At 62.7% G+C, this 14805-nt stretch carries 17 protein-coding genes; all 17 read left to right on the top strand.

Features of this window, described 5'->3' with window-relative positions; translation table 11 throughout:
- Window positions 1–51: 51 nt before the first annotated feature.
- On the top strand, window positions 52–453 hold the full coding sequence (locus LQ788_RS13375; RefSeq protein WP_009885107.1) for a hypothetical protein: 402 nt from the start codon (window positions 52–54) through the stop codon (window positions 451–453).
- Window positions 454–634: 181 nt separating this feature from the next.
- A complete protein-coding gene (gene ftsY, locus LQ788_RS13370) occupies window positions 635–1777 on the top strand; it encodes a signal recognition particle-docking protein FtsY (protein WP_231441749.1) in 1143 nt (380 codons plus the stop codon).
- A gap of 175 nt (window positions 1778–1952) precedes the next feature.
- Complete coding sequence (locus tag LQ788_RS13365; RefSeq protein WP_231441747.1) at window positions 1953–3173, top strand: ammonium transporter; 1221 nt, start codon at window positions 1953–1955, stop codon at window positions 3171–3173.
- 135 nt (window positions 3174–3308) lie between these two features.
- Window positions 3309–4916 (top strand): signal recognition particle protein, encoded by a 1608-nt coding sequence (ffh, locus tag LQ788_RS13360; RefSeq protein WP_009885104.1) that lies wholly within the window; start codon window positions 3309–3311, stop codon window positions 4914–4916.
- 160 nt (window positions 4917–5076) lie between these two features.
- Complete coding sequence (gene rpsP, locus LQ788_RS13355; protein ID WP_231441745.1) at window positions 5077–5493, top strand: 30S ribosomal protein S16; 417 nt, start codon at window positions 5077–5079, stop codon at window positions 5491–5493.
- 1 nt (window position 5494) lies between these two features.
- Complete coding sequence (locus LQ788_RS13350) at window positions 5495–5725, top strand: RNA-binding protein (protein WP_009885102.1); 231 nt, start codon at window positions 5495–5497, stop codon at window positions 5723–5725.
- A 274-nt stretch (window positions 5726–5999) separates the two neighbouring features.
- Window positions 6000–6500, top strand: a complete 501-nt coding sequence (rimM, locus tag LQ788_RS13345; protein WP_231441743.1) for a ribosome maturation factor RimM — start codon at window positions 6000–6002, stop codon at window positions 6498–6500.
- Between the two features lie 8 nt (window positions 6501–6508).
- Window positions 6509–7354 carry a tRNA (guanosine(37)-N1)-methyltransferase TrmD gene (gene trmD, locus LQ788_RS13340; protein WP_231441727.1) on the top strand — a complete coding sequence of 282 codons (846 nt, stop codon included), beginning with the start codon at window positions 6509–6511 and terminating at the stop codon, window positions 7352–7354.
- A gap of 175 nt (window positions 7355–7529) precedes the next feature.
- Window positions 7530–7871: a 50S ribosomal protein L19 gene (gene rplS, locus LQ788_RS13335; protein WP_231441725.1), complete on the top strand. Its 342-nt coding sequence runs from the start codon at window positions 7530–7532 to the stop codon at window positions 7869–7871.
- Window positions 7872–7904: 33 nt separating this feature from the next.
- Window positions 7905–8528: a signal peptidase I gene (gene lepB, locus LQ788_RS13330; RefSeq protein WP_231441723.1), complete on the top strand. Its 624-nt coding sequence runs from the start codon at window positions 7905–7907 to the stop codon at window positions 8526–8528.
- 178 nt (window positions 8529–8706) lie between these two features.
- A complete protein-coding gene (lepB, locus tag LQ788_RS13325) occupies window positions 8707–9411 on the top strand; it encodes a signal peptidase I (protein ID WP_231441721.1) in 705 nt (234 codons plus the stop codon).
- The gene (locus tag LQ788_RS13320; RefSeq protein ID WP_231441720.1) at window positions 9411–10142 is read left to right on the top strand and encodes a ribonuclease HII; all 732 of its coding nucleotides are present in this window, start codon (window positions 9411–9413) and stop codon (window positions 10140–10142) included. Before lepB (LQ788_RS13325) ends, LQ788_RS13320 begins: the two co-directional genes overlap by 1 nt.
- The gene (locus LQ788_RS13315; RefSeq protein WP_231441719.1) at window positions 10139–10456 is read left to right on the top strand and encodes a DUF2469 domain-containing protein; all 318 of its coding nucleotides are present in this window, start codon (window positions 10139–10141) and stop codon (window positions 10454–10456) included. Before LQ788_RS13320 ends, LQ788_RS13315 begins: the two co-directional genes overlap by 4 nt.
- A 170-nt stretch (window positions 10457–10626) precedes the next feature.
- Complete coding sequence (locus LQ788_RS13310; protein WP_231441718.1) at window positions 10627–11025, top strand: YraN family protein; 399 nt, start codon at window positions 10627–10629, stop codon at window positions 11023–11025.
- Window positions 11022–12572, top strand: coding sequence for a YifB family Mg chelatase-like AAA ATPase (locus LQ788_RS13305; RefSeq protein WP_231441717.1), 1551 nt, complete (start codon window positions 11022–11024; stop codon window positions 12570–12572). Before LQ788_RS13310 ends, LQ788_RS13305 begins: the two co-directional genes overlap by 4 nt.
- Window positions 12569–13783 carry a DNA-processing protein DprA gene (gene dprA / locus LQ788_RS13300; protein WP_231441716.1) on the top strand — a complete coding sequence of 405 codons (1215 nt, stop codon included), beginning with the start codon at window positions 12569–12571 and terminating at the stop codon, window positions 13781–13783. Before LQ788_RS13305 ends, dprA begins: the two co-directional genes overlap by 4 nt.
- A 52-nt stretch (window positions 13784–13835) precedes the next feature.
- Window positions 13836–14795, top strand: a complete 960-nt coding sequence (locus tag LQ788_RS13295) for a tyrosine recombinase XerC (protein WP_231441714.1) — start codon at window positions 13836–13838, stop codon at window positions 14793–14795.
- The last annotated feature ends 10 nt before the right edge of the window (window positions 14796–14805 follow it).

Here is a 14805-nt window from a genome sequence, read left to right as displayed (position 1 = left end):
GAGCGGGACGTCCATGGCCGAGCCGGCTGAATCACGAGGTGACTCGCGAGCATGAATGCAGTACTCGTCGTCATCGTCGGACTCGCCGTATCGTTCGCGCTCGCCCTCATCGTCGTGCTCCTCGTCGCACTGCCGGGGCTGAGGGCCGAAGGTCGCCTGAAGTACTCCTCAGATGTGCAGCGGTTTCGTCTGCCGGGCCAATGGACCGGGTATGACGACGAGGTCCACGAATTCTTCGGACATGATGACGGCACCTCCCACCTGGCAACTCGGGAACAGGCTGCCGTCACCGCGATCCGAGACCACTCCTACGTGCTCAGGCCGCAGCCGCGCCGGCACGCAGCGCCGTCTCTGCTGACGGTGAGGCCGCGCACCCGCCATTGGAAGATCCCGGAATCCGGCACCGGGTGGAGAACCACAGCCGGTCTGCTCTTCGGCAGCCGAGGTTCCTGACCGGACAACACGACATCATCACACGCGCCCCGAGACAGCGGGGTGCTGGGGTGCGGGCCACCGGAACGTGTCAACGGCCTTGGGCTGATGCGCGCAACGGAACCGGGACTGCACCCTTGGCCGGCAGCCGCCGCGTGAGAACGTGGGGCTCGCAAAGGTACTCAAAGGAGGACGTACGTCAATGGATCAGCCGATCGTATTGCTCATCGTCGCAGCCATCGTCTTCATACTCGTTGTCGGGCTGGGCTTCACGCTGCGCGTCAACGCGAAGCGGAAGGGGCTGCGCGACCGGCGCAGCATCGACGCCGATGTCACCGGCGAACTCAAGATCGACGACATCTCCGAGGCGGTCGCCAAGGAGAAGGAGGCGACTCGCGGTTCCGAGGTTCCCACCGAACCCGCGAACCGACTCGTTCGTCTCCGCGAACGCCTGGCGAAGTCCAACTCCGGTCTGGGGCGGGGACTGCTCAGCCTGCTGTCGCGAGACACGCTCGACGAATCGACGTGGGAGGAGATAGAAGACACGCTCATCCTCGCCGACGTCGGAGTCGATCCGACCACCGAGCTCGTCGACCGACTGCGTGAACGCGTCAAGGTCCTCGGCACCCGCGAACCCGAAGAGGTCAGAGGACTGCTGCGCGAGGAGCTCATCAAACTGGTTGATCCCACCATGGACCGTGAGCTTGCGGTCTCGGGCACCGGTGACGACCCGGCAGTGATGCTCGTGGTCGGCGTCAACGGGGCCGGCAAGACCACGACCGTGGGCAAGATCGCCCGCGTGCTCGTCGCCGAAGACCAGAGTGTGCTCCTGGGGGCGGCCGATACGTTCCGCGCCGCCGCTGCCGAGCAGCTGTCCACCTGGGGCGGACGCGTCGGAGTCGAGACCGTCCGCGGTGAGGAGGGTGCAGATCCCGCCTCCGTGGCCTACTCCGCCGTCGAACGAGGCAAATCGGAGAACACCGACGTCGTCCTCATCGACACGGCCGGACGTCTGCAGAACAAGATCGGCCTGATGGACGAGCTCGGCAAGGTCAAGCGTGTCGCGACTCGTCCCCTGGGTGAGGGGCACGAGATCGACGAGGTGCTTCTCGTCCTCGACGCCACGACCGGTCAGAACGGAATGCAGCAGGCGAAGGTCTTCGCCGAGGCGGTCAACATCACCGGCATCGTGCTCACTAAGCTCGACGGCACGGCCAAGGGCGGAATCGTCGTGGCAGTCCAGCGCGAGCTCGGAGTTCCTGTCAAACTCATCGGCCTCGGTGAGGGCGCTGATGATCTGGCCCCATTCACCGCTGAGGGATTCGTCGACGCGCTCCTCGACTGAGTTCGCCTCGTCGCAGAGAGGCTATCGTCTCCACTGGAGAATTCAGCAATATTCCAGCGTGAGAGCGCCCGTGTCACATGCTGGAAACATCACTGACTCACTATGGTGACATGTGTCATAGACACTGTCATTGTTCGGCTCGACCCGGAGCCGGCAATGACGTGGAAGTGACAACATGGAACTCGATGCAACAAGTGTGTGGATGATGATCGCGGCAGGTCTGGTCCTGCTCATGACACCCGGGGTCGCCTTCTTCTACGGCGGAATGACGCGAATCACCTCGAGCATCAACATGATGATGATGGTCTTCTCCGCCATGGCCGTGGGCGGACTCGTCTGGGTCCTCTTCGGATATGGGCTGAGCTCCGGTGACTCCGTGCTGGGAATCTTCGGCAATCCGCTGTCCCAGATCGGCCTCGCCGAGGCGGTCAGCAGCCAACCCGAGACCCTGATCTCCATCGGCTACGGATCCACCTTCGCCATGATTGCGATCGCCCTGATCGCCGGTGCCGTGGCCGATCGCGCCAAGTTCTCCACCTGGCTGGTCTTCGCCGGACTGTGGGTCACGTTCGTGTACTGCCCCCTGGCGTTCATGGTCTGGGGCGATGGACTGCTCAGCGAGTCCGGAGCGATCGGCAGCGCGGTGGGGACCGCGATCGACTTCGCAGGCGGTACCGTCGTGCACGTCAACGCGGGAGTCTCCGCCCTCGTGCTGGTCGTCGTCATGGGTCGTCGGGCCCGGTTCTCCACACCTCACAAACCGCACAACATCCCGATCACCGTCCTCGGTGCCGCACTGCTGTGGTTCGGGTGGTTCGGATTCAACGGGGGAGCCGCCTCGACGATCGAGCAGGCGGGTCTGATCTGGATCAACACCCTGGTCGCACCCGCTGCAGGACTGGTCACCTGGATCGCGATCGAACGGATCCGCGCCACCCGTCCCAGCAGCATCGGCAGCGTCTCCGGTGCCATCGCCGGTCTGGTGGCCATCACACCGGCCTGCGCCAATGTCGAACCCTATGCGGCCATCATCATCGGAATCGCCGCAGGTGCGGGTGCAGTGCTGGCGGTCGAAGCGAAGAACCGTCTGCGCTACGACGATGCTCTCGATGTCGTCGGCGTCCACCTCGTCGCCGGAGTCATCGGCACTGTGATGATCGGTCTCTTCGCGGTCCCGAGCGCCGACTCGCCGGCAGGTCTCTTCCACGGCGGGGGATTCGGACTCCTCGGGGCACAGATCGTGGCAACCCTGGTCGCGCTCCTCTTCGCGGGAGCCGTCACGCTGGTCATCGCGCTCGTCCTGCGCGCGACCATGGGACTGCGCATCGATCCCCGCGACGAACTGGCAGGCATCGACGCATTCGAGCACGCGGAGCAGGCCTACTCGTTTCGCTGAAGCGGTGGAAGCGCTCACGACCGGACCTGTCAGGGTGCCGGTTGTGGGCGCTTTCCCAGCTTTCTCGGTTTCAGTCGGACACCGGTGAGTTGTTAGGCTAGGGAGTCGACCAATTATCGTGAAGAAGGCTTGTACGTGTTTAATTCTCTTTCCGACAGGCTCACCGCGACGTTCAAGAACTTGCGCGGCAAGGGCCGGCTGTCCGAAGCCGATGTGGATGGCACCATCCGCGAGATCCGTCGTGCCCTTCTGGACGCCGACGTCGCCCTGCCCGTCGTCCGTGCGTTCACCGGACGCATCCGCGAGCGGGCCCTGTCCGAAGAGGTCTCGGGCGCTCTGAACCCGGGCCAGCAGGTCGTCAAGGTCGTCAACGATGAGTTGGTCGGCATCCTCGGCGGGGAGACCCGTCGCCTCAACTACGCGAAACGACCACCCACGGTCATCATGCTCGCCGGTCTGCAGGGTGCGGGTAAGACCACCTTGGCCGGTAAGCTCGCCTATTGGCTGAAGTCCGAAGGCCACCGCCCGATGCTCGTGGCAGCCGACCTGCAGCGTCCGAACGCGGTCAACCAGCTCGAGATCGTCGGCGAACGTGCGGGCGCCTTCGTCTACGCACCCGAACCCGGCAACGGCGTCGGCAACCCGGTGCAGGTGGCCACAGATTCACTCGAGGTCGCTAAGGCCAAGCTCCACGACGTCGTCATCGTCGACACCGCCGGTCGACTCGGCATCGACGAAGAGCTCATGCAGCAGGCCGCGGACATCCGTTCCGCGGTCAACCCGGATGAGGTCCTCTTCGTCATCGACGCGATGATCGGTCAGGATGCGGTGAAGACCGCCGAGGCCTTCCTCGAAGGTGTCGACTTCACCGGTGTCGTGCTCTCGAAGCTCGATGGTGACTCACGCGGCGGTGCCGCGCTGTCCGTCGCCGAGGTGACCGGGAAGCCGATCATGTTCGCCTCGACTGGTGAGTCGATGAAGGAGTTCGAACAGTTCCATCCCGACCGGATGGCTGACCGGATCCTCGACATGGGCGACATCATGACCCTCATCGAGCAGGCCGAGAAGAACTTCGATGAGAAGGAGACGGCGAAGCTCCAGAAGAAGGTCGAAGCCGGTGAGGACTTCGATCTCAATGACTTCCTGACTCAGATGTCGGGCCTGAAGAAGATGGGCTCGATGAAGAAGATGCTGGGCATGATGCCCGGCATGAGCCAGTACAAAGATCAGCTTGAGAACTTCGACGAGCGCGAAGTCGACCGGGTCGAGGCCATCGTCCGGTCGATGACTCCGGCAGAGCGCACCAACCCGAAGATCCTCAACGGATCACGCCGTGCGCGCATCGCCAAGGGTGCCGGCACCACGGTGACCGCGGTCAACCAGCTCATGGAGCGGTTCACACAGGCACAGAAGATGATGCGCGGAATGACCCGTGGCGGCGGTATGCCGGGCGGAGGCGGCATGCCGGGTATGGGCGGTATGCCCGGCATGGGTTCGATGCCCGGTGGCGGAGCCAACCGCAAGAAGAAGGCCGTGGGCAAGAAGAAGGGCCGCAAGGGCGGTCAGTCGGGCAACCCCGCCAAGCGCGCACAGCAGGCTCAGGCGCTTGAAGACAAGAAGGCCGGCAAGACGAAAGACCCGGTCGGCTCGGCCTTCGGGGGAGTCGATCTCGACGGTGACGAAGAGTTCGATATGAAGAATCTGCCCAAGGGCTTCGGGGGAATGTTCCCAGGTGGAAAGTAATAGGGCTTTCTGGCACAATTGACTCTTGTACTTTTGCTACCGGTGCGGGCCCTCTCTTCCGCCCCGGAGTGATAGTCCAGGTCACAGATTCCGGCAGATCAACCCCACGATTCTTCTGGGACCTCTGTGCAACTTAAAGACAAAAGGAGACACCACTAAAGTGGCAGTCAAAATTCGTTTGACCCGCATGGGCAAGATCCGTGCACCGTTCTACCGCGTCGTTGTCGCTGATTCGCGTACACGTCGTGATGGTAAGGCCATCGAACAGATCGGCATCTACCACCCGACACGCAACCCTTCGGTCATTGAGATCGATTCGGAGCGTGCACAGCACTGGCTCTCCGTCGGCGCTCAGCCGACCGATCAGGTTCGCAACCTGCTCAAGCTCACCGGTGACTGGCAGAAGCACACCGGCGTCGGCGAAGCAGTCAACACTGTGAAGCCGCAGCCGGAGAAGGAAGCCTACGTGGCTCCCACCGCTGGCTCCGTCATCAAGGAAGCTATCACCCCTAAGGGTTCGGACAAGGCTGCTGAAGAAGCTGCACCTGCTGCTTCCGAAGAGAGCGCTGAAGCCTGACATGTTGGCTGATTCGCTCGAACACCTGGTCCGCGGCATCGTCGATCATCCAGACGATGTTGCAGTTCGATCCCGCTCGTCACAGCGCGGGACCACGCTTGAGGTCCGGGTTCACCCCGAAGACCTCGGTCGTGTCATCGGTCGCGCAGGGAGAACCGCAAAGGCTCTGCGCACCGTGATCAACTCTCTTGCCGGCCGCGAGTCGGTGCGAGTGGACCTCATCGAGGCGTAACACCTTCATCAGGAAAGGGGACACGGCGAATCATCGCCGTGTCCCCTTTCCTGTATTCACCGCTCTGCAGGCGCCTCCCTTACAGGCTTTTGCGAACTGCGGAGTCACGGAGAGGCCACTTTCCGCGGGCACCTGGGTGTTGCAGACACGATGCGGCTCAGGCACGGCAGCGGACTAAACTGTGTGACTGAAGTGAATACGTGCCCATGTCTGCATGGGAACCTACGTCTTCACGAACACGAACTTGAGCACTTCCACGAACACGAGGAGCAGCATGGACACGGTGATCGCCCGGTTGGGCAAACCGCACGGCATCAAAGGTGAGTTCACCGTCGAGGTGCGCACGGACCGGCCCGATGAACGACTCGTTCCCGGGCAGACCTACTCCACTGATCCCGACATCGGTGAGCTGACGCTGCGGACCGCGAGGTGGCACCGAGACCGGCTGCTGCTGACCTTCGACGAGGTTCCCGATCGCAATCGGGCCGAGGAGATCCGCAACACCCTGATCCTCAGCGACCAGGAGGAGGACGAAGTCGAGAACGATGCCTGGTACCTTGAGGACCTCATCGGACTCCGAGTCTTCGACGGTGAGACGCAGGTCGGAGAGATCGTCGATGTGACCAATGGCGTCGCCCAGGACCTGCTCCACATGAAGCACGTCGACGGGCATCAGGCACTCATTCCCTTCGTCACGGAGATCGTGCCCGAGGTCGATGTTGAGGCCGGGTGGGTCAAGGTCACACCTCCGGCCGGTCTCTTCGACGCTTCGTGAGTGCCAGCATGAAGATCGACGTCGTCTCCATCTTCCCGGAGTATCTCGCCGGGCTGCAGCTCTCACTTATCGGCAAGGCCGTCGACCAAGGGCTGCTCGACTTGACCGTCCATGACCTGCGCGACTTCACGTTCGACCGTCACAACACCGTCGATGACTCACCTTACGGCGGCGGCGCGGGCATGGTGATGAAGGCCGAGCCCTGGGCGCTGGCCCTCGAGAACATCCTCAAGGGGCAGCAGGCCGCAGGGGAGGACAGTGCCAGCGGGCCCGGCGCCGAAAACGGAGACGGGGACAGCCCTTACGATGCACGGACGGGCGCGGCCCGGAAGCCGATCCTCATTGTGCCCAGTCCAGCCGGTCCCGTGTTCAACCAGCGCATCGCCGAAGACCTGTCCGAGGCCGAGCACATCGTGTTCGCCTGCGGGCGCTATGAGGGCATCGACCAGCGGGTCATCGACTGGTCGGCCGAGCATTTCGATGTGCGCCCCATGAGCATCGGAGACTATGTCCTCAACGGGGGAGAGGTCGCCTCGATGGTGATGATCGAAGCCGTCAGCCGTCTCATCCCCGGAGTCATCGGCAACCCGGAATCGCTGACGGAGGAAAGCCACGAGGACGGGCTCCTCGAATACCCCATCTACACGAAGCCCGCCAGCTGGCGCGGCCAAGACGTGCCAGAGATCCTGCTCAGCGGAAACCACCGTGCGATCGCACGGTGGAGAAGAGACCGGAGGCTCGAACGCACGGCCGAGGTCAGGCCCGATCTGCTCGCCGAACTCCAAGATCTGGACAAGCACGACCGCGCCGTTGTGGAACGGTTTGAGTCCGGAGACGAATCCATGACAGAATAGATCGTCGCGTTTGTTGGCATTCACCTGCTTCAGGGGGATGGATGCCCACAGCGATTCTGCGGTGTCGATATCGCAGAATTCCGGGGAGCAATCCCGACAGACGATCCAATCACCGGTGCAACCGGTCCGATATGCGTGTTCTCGACCTGAAGCAGGGGACACATGGAGAAACACAATGCAGAAGCTTGATGTTGTTGACGCAGCCTCATTGAAGACTGACGTTCCTGATTTCCGCCCGGGCGATACGCTCAACGTTCACGTCCGCGTGGTCGAAGGATCGCGTTCGCGTATCCAGGTGTTCAAGGGAATCGTCATCCGTCGCCAGGGCGACGGAATCCGTGAGACCTTCACCGCTCGTAAGATCAGCTTCGGCGTCGGTGTCGAACGTACCTTCCCGGTGCACTCGCCCATCGTCGAGAAGCTCGAAGTTCTCGCCCGCGGTGACGTTCGTCGTGCCAAGCTGTACTACCTGCGCGAACTGCGCGGCAAGGCTGCTCGCATCCGCGAAAAGGCCTGATTATTGGCTGGCACTGTGGGCGATGATCGCGCTGTGCCGGAGCAAGAGGAAAACGCGACCTTCGGGTCGCGTTTTCTGTATTCTGGCCGGTTCTGGAAGCTCATCGCTGTCATTGCGATCCTCATCATCGTCATCGGCGGATCCGTTCGCGGGTTCATCATCCAACGGTTCACGATTCCCAGCGCATCGATGGAGCCGACCCTGGATGTCGGCGACGACATCAGCGTCTGGCGTCCCGACGCGCTGAGCTCTGACATCGAACGCGGTGACATCGTCGTCTTCGACGGACGAGGCTCCTTCGTCGACGATGCCCTTCCGACCCCGCTGCAGAAGGTGGGGTCATGGGTGGGGCTGGGCAGCAAAGACGTCTACTACGTCAAACGCGTCATCGCCGTCGGCGGAGACACTCTCCGATGCTGTGATGCCCAGGGTCGACTGCTCCTCAACGACGAACCGCTGAAGGAGGACTACGCCCCGCTCCCGGCCTCGAAGACGGAGTTCTCGATCGAGGTCCCCGCCGACACCATGTGGGTGATGGGCGACAACCGGAACGACTCGGCAGACTCCCGAGCGCTGCTGGGCAGACCCGGAGGCGGGTTCATTCCGCTCGACCGTGTCATCGGTCCGGTCATCGGGCACGGCTCCTCAGTCGACTGAGCAGGTTGTCCGACGGGGTCGACCGCCCTGGCCGTCTGACCCTCCTGGCGACAGGCACCAGTTGGGAAACTGGCCGGTTTACAGAGATGATCGCTGCCTGACAGATGACGTGACGAGGTGCTGGTACGCTCATTTCAGTCCCTCTGCGGAACCTGTGGTCCGATGCGAAAGCGAACGAATGTCAACCGAATCAGAAGCTTCCCCACCTTCAGCCTCGAAGAGATTCTTGCGTGGCCTGCTCGAGACCGCAGCGATCATCCTCGTCGCCATCCTCATCTCCACCGCCCTCAAGACCTGGGTCGTCCGCTCCTTCTACATTCCGTCTGGATCGATGATGGAGACCCTGCAGATCGACGACAGGGTCCTTGTCAATCAATTGGCACCCCGCTTCGGACCGGCCAACCGCGGCGACATCATCGTCTTCGACGACCCAGACCACTGGCTGAGCCCCGAGGAAGTCTCGGAGTATGAGCCCAACCCGATCCTCGAATTCGTCGGATTGGCTCCTGCCGACGGGGGCCAGCAGCTGATCAAACGCGTGATCGGCGTCGGCGGCGACACTGTCGAATGCTGCGACGCGCAAGGACGCATCCTCGTCAACGGCGAACCCATCGATGAGACCTACCTGGAAGATGACATCGCCCCGTCGGAAGTGGACTTCAAGGTCACCGTCCCCGAAGGCCACTACTGGGTCATGGGCGACAACCGCAGCAACTCCGCCGATTCCAGGTACCACGTCGACACACAGCCCTATGTGCCCGAAGACAATGTGGTGGGCACCGTCTTCCTCATCAACTGGCCCTTCAAGCACTTCAGCTGGATGTCGACACCGAAGGCGGTCTTCGCCGATGTTCCCGACTCCGAAGGAATCACCGGCAGCTGATGGCGCAGACAGGATTGCACGACCTCAGCTGTGAGAGCGCACTGGTGGCAGAGGGCTATGAATTCGTCATCGGCGTCGACGAGGTCGGTCGGGGAGCGCTGGCAGGACCCGTCAGTGTCGGTGTCGCCCTCTTCGACCTCAAAGAGCTCACCGCCGCCGAGGTGCCCGCCGGCATCCATGATTCCAAACAGCTCAGTGCGGTGTCCCGCCAGTCCGCGACCGATCGTGTCAACGCGTGGGCGCGGGCCACCGCCGTGGGATCGACGACTCCGAACGAACTCGACGAACTCGGGATGACCATGGCCCTGAACCTGGCCGGTCGGAGAGCCCTGTCTGAGATGTTGCTGCTGCTCGTCGGATCGACTGACTTTCCGCCGTCGACGATGATCCTCCTCGACGGCAAACATGACTGGCTCTCGGCACCACTTACGCTCGATTGCCTGGGGATATTCGGGGACGCAGCCGACCTCGAACTGCCTCAAGTGCGAACCGTAATCAAAGGCGACGGAAGTGTTCCGGTGATTGCCGCAGCAAGTATTGTGGCAAAAGTGCAGAGAGACGAAGAGATGATCGCACTCGCGAATGCACACCCCCAGTATGGTTGGGAGTCGAATGTGGGGTATGGAACCAGCAAACACCGTCGGGGCATCGCCGACTTCGGTCCCAGCATTCACCACCGGAGAAGCTTCCGCCTGCAAACGGCACACGATGCGAAGGAGGGATCGTCATGAGCACCGATGATCTGGACGATTACGAAGCTCAACTGGAGTTGCAGCTCTACAAGGAATACCGCGATGTCGTAGGACTCTTCGCCTACGTGGTGGAGACGGAACGGCGCTTCTATCTGGCCAACCACGTCGACCTCAAGGCCCACAACGACGCCGGGGATGTCTACTTCGAGCTGACGCTGCGCGACGCCTGGGTATGGGACAGTTACCGATCAGCACGTTTCATCAAAACCGTGCACGTGCTGACCTTCAAAGACGTCAACATCGAGGAGATCTCTAAGAGCGATCTGGAGCCACCGACGTCGATCAGAGGCTGAAAGCAGCCGGTGCAATTGAGGTCCTGACACGTTCCGGAGCACTCGTACACCGTTCTGTTGTGGAAGGGGCCTCGACTTGTATGTAACCGGCCTGTGGACGACGAAGCGTCGTCCACAGGCCGCACTTCTGCCCTTGCCACGTTAGTTTCTCCGATGGTGGTCTGACTGCCATGGGACCGACAACTGGCAGACGCAGGGCAACGACACCGGGACTGCGCCAGCGCGCACTGGGGCAGAGCGGGGAAGACCTGGCCGCAGAGTTCCTGCAACGGCAGGGAATGGTCATCCTCGAACGCAACTTCAGGTGTCCACGTGGAGAGATCGACATCATCGCCAAAGATGGTGACACCATCGTCTTCGTCGAGGTGAAGACCCGCAGAACCCTTGCGCAGGGATCTCCTCTCGAAGCGGTCACGGCAGCAAAGCTGCGGAAGATCAGAACACTGTCGGGAATCTGGTTGAACCGCCAGAACGATTTCTTCGCATCCATCCGCATCGATGCCCTCGGCATCGTGATGGAACCCGGACCCCACTACTCTCATCGCCGCAACGTCCAGGTCGACTCGTGAGCGAGGAGACGAAGCTCAACGTGATCGGACGCGCCTCCGCCGTCGCACTCTGGGGACTGGCGGGCAAGATCGTGTCCATCGAAGCCTGCGTCACCGCTGGCCTGCCGGGCATTGACATCGTGGGGCTGCCTGATGCCTCCGTGAGCGAGTCCCGGAAACGGCTTCGGGCCGCGCTCGCCTACCTGGGAATACCCGTCGCTTCGCAGCATCTGACAATCAACCTCACCCCGGGCACTGTGCCCAAGATCGGCACAGGATTCGACCTGGGAATCGCCGTGGCCGTGCTCAAGGCTCAAGGCATCATCACCGCGACGGACACCGAATCGATCATCCACTGCGGCGAGCTCGGACTCGACGGGCGCATTCGTCCCGTCACCGGGGTGCTGCCGAGCCTGCACAGTGGTCTCCTGGCAGGCTTCGAACGATTCGTCGTTCCCGTCGGCAACAGCCAGGAGTCGGCCCTGCTCGGGGGAACCAGTATCAAGGCCGTCACCTCACTGGCAGAACTCATCAACATCTATGGTGGAAGCCTGGCGATCCCGAAACTGCCACCGGTCATCGAGGTCGAGACCATCAGCCCGGAAACGTCTGAACGTCACGACCTCATCGAAGTCCAAGGCCAGGCAGAAGCGCGATTCGGCCTCGAAGTCGCCGCAGCCGGTGGACACAATCTGCTGATGCGAGGCACACCAGGAGCCGGAAAGACGCTTCTGGCACAGTGCCTGCCGGGGATACTTCCGCCATTGGATGACGAACAGGCCATTGAAGCGGCGGCTGTGCGCTCGCTGAGGGGAGAACTCAACGGCGGTGAAGGACTCGACCACACGCCTCCGTTCGAGGCACCCCACCACCGCAGCACCGCCTCGGCGCTGATCGGCGGGCGCCGACCCGGATCGATCGGCATACTCAGCAGAGCCCACCGGGGCGTCCTCTTCATGGATGAGGCCCCCGAATTCTCACGAGACGTCCTCGAGGCACTGCGACAGCCCATGGAATCTCGTCAGGTCCACATCCACAGGGCGTGGGGGTCCATGGTGCTGCCGGCATCGTTCCAGCTGGTCATGGCGGCCAACCCCTGCCCGTGCGGGGTAGGAATGCGCGGAGCCGAATCCACGTGCCGGTGTACACCGATGGACAAACGCCGCTACCGCAACAGGCTCTCCGGGCCACTGTTGGACCGAGTCGACCTGCAGCTTGAACTGTTCCCGGTCTCTCCAGCAGACATCCGCCTCGGTGGGGCACAGGAGGACAGCACAACCGTGGCCACGCGGGTCAGGCTCGCCCGACAACGACAAGCAGACAGATACGTCGACTGCGAGTGGACGCTGAACTCGAATGCTCCCGGAGCATGGCTGCGTGAACACTTTGCACTGCGCCCAGACAGTCTGCGGGACCTCGACCGTGCTCTCGACACCGGAAGGATCACGATGCGCGGATATGACCGAGTGCTCAGGGTTGCAACGACTCTGTCCGACCTCGAAGGGGCCGATTCGCCGACACCCGACAAGATCACGGCGGCACTGGCATTGAGGACTCAGGAATCATGAACGACGACACCAATGGGGAGATCAGGGCAGCTGTGGCCGCGCTGCTGAGAATCGGCGAACCCGGCGACGGTCTGCTCACCGGCCTCGTCGCCGAAATCGGTCCGATCGCAGTCCTCGAACTCATTCGGGCAGTGGCTGCAGGAACGTCATCAGCGACCGAAGCCGCTAAGAGTCTCTCAACGATCGTGACCGCAGTTTCAGGAAGCGGACAGCTCCCAGAGGCTTTTGACCGGTGGGCAGTGCGTGGCGAAGATGCCCAGGGGCATCGTGATCTTGAAGCCGTGCACAGGCTGGGCGGGCGACTTGTCGTCCCCAGCGATGACGAATGGCCAGTCGCCCTCACCGACTTGGGACCGGCGGCACCACTGGGACTCTGGGTCCGAGGCGGGGCACGCCTGAACACGGCGCTGCGGTCGGCCGTCGCCATCGTCGGAGCACGGGCGTCCAGCAACTACGGCACCAAGTGCGCCTCAGACCTTGCCTGGGACCTGGCCGCACGGGGACAGACCGTCGTCTCCGGAGGGGCCTTCGGGATTGACGCAGCCGCTCACCGGGCAGCCATCGCCCGAGAGGGCATTACGATCGCCTTCATGGCCGGGGGAGTCGATCGCTTCTATCCGGTGGCCAATACCGAACTGTTCCAGCAGGTGCTCGAATGCGGAGCGATCGTCTCGGAGACCGCTCCCGGAATGACCCCGATGCGGCATCGGTTCCTGCTGCGCAACCGCCTCATCGCCGCCTCATCCCAAGTCACGGTCATCGTTGAGGCCGGCTGGCGCAGCGGAGCCCTCAACACCGCCCGGCACGCGCTGGAACTCTCACGCGCGGTCGCAGCATTCCCCGGATCCGTGTACTCGGCATCCTCGACGGGTACCCACAGGCTCATCCGCGCGCATGAAGCGGAGCTGGTGACCAGCTGCACGGACGTCATCGAACTCATCGGCGGTGAGGAACCGACATTGTTCGACGACGGAAGTCTCACGAACGAGCACCCCAGCACAACGGCCTCCGACCCGATCGATGATCTCGCCGAACGGGAGAAGATCTGTGTCAACGTGCTCTCGGTGACTAAGGCACTCGACGTCTCAACAGTGGCTTCCCGGGCCGGACTGACAGTGTCGAACACCCTCTCCGCGCTCGCCGTCCTCGAACTTGCAGGCCTGAGCGCCCGCCGCGAATCCGGCTGGGTCAAGCTGCGGCCACCACAATGAGACTCCGATGAAGGTCCGCCGTTGAGGGCGGCCGATCGCGTAACCTGGGGCTGTGACCCTTCCGACGACCATTGCCGAGGTGGTGTCCGGCTATGCCGACCACCTGAGATCGCGTGACGTCTCAGCCCACACCTCGAGAGCCTACGTCGCCGACGTCAGCGACTTCTTCGACCATGCGGCCCACGCACCGGGTTCCGGTCATCAGTCCCGCACTGCTGAGCTTCAGGTCAGCGACATCGATCTCAACGATCTGCGGTCGTGGCTCATCACCCTTGATGACGCCGGAGCGGCGAAGTCGACGGTGGCTCGGAAGATCGCCGCAGTGAAGTCGTTCTTCGCCTACTGCGTGAACCAGCAAGGGCTGTCGAACAATCCGGCGGCACGGCTGCGAACTCCCAAGAAGGACTCACGCCTGCCCACCGTGCTCAAACCGCAGCAGGCCGCCGATCTCGTATCCCGGGAGCGGACAGTTCACACCGAGGCTGACAACCGTGACCCCATCGAGGCCGCGAAGTGGGTCAGAGACGCAGCCATCTTGGAGATGCTCTATGCCACCGCGGTGCGTGTATCGGAACTGACGGGTCTGAACCGCGGCGACGTCGATCACCAGCGTTCGATGATCACTGTGCTGGGCAAGGGCAACAAGGAACGACGCGTCCCCTACGGAAAACCAGCCCAGACGGCACTGTCGCAGTGGCTGAGTCTGCGGGACACGTTCGCCTCCGAGCACAGCGGCGATGCGCTCTTCCTCGGCGTGAGAGGCGGCCGCATCGGAGCCAGGCAGGTGAGAGAGCTCGTTCATCGCTACGGTGCCGCTGACTCCAGCGCACCCGATATCGGCCCGCACGGACTCCGACACTCGGCCGCTACACACATGCTCGACGGGGGAGCGGACCTACGCCAGATCCAAGAGCTTCTGGGGCATTCGACGATGAGCAGCACCCAGATCTACACCCACGTGTCGATGCAACGGCTGCAGGAAACCTATCGGCAGGCGCACCCCCGGGCCTGATCCCAGCGAG

The organism is Brevibacterium zhoupengii, assembly GCF_021117425.1.
GTDB lineage: Bacteria > Actinomycetota > Actinomycetes > Actinomycetales > Brevibacteriaceae > Brevibacterium > Brevibacterium zhoupengii.
This window is presented reverse-complemented; position numbering and strand designations above follow the sequence as displayed.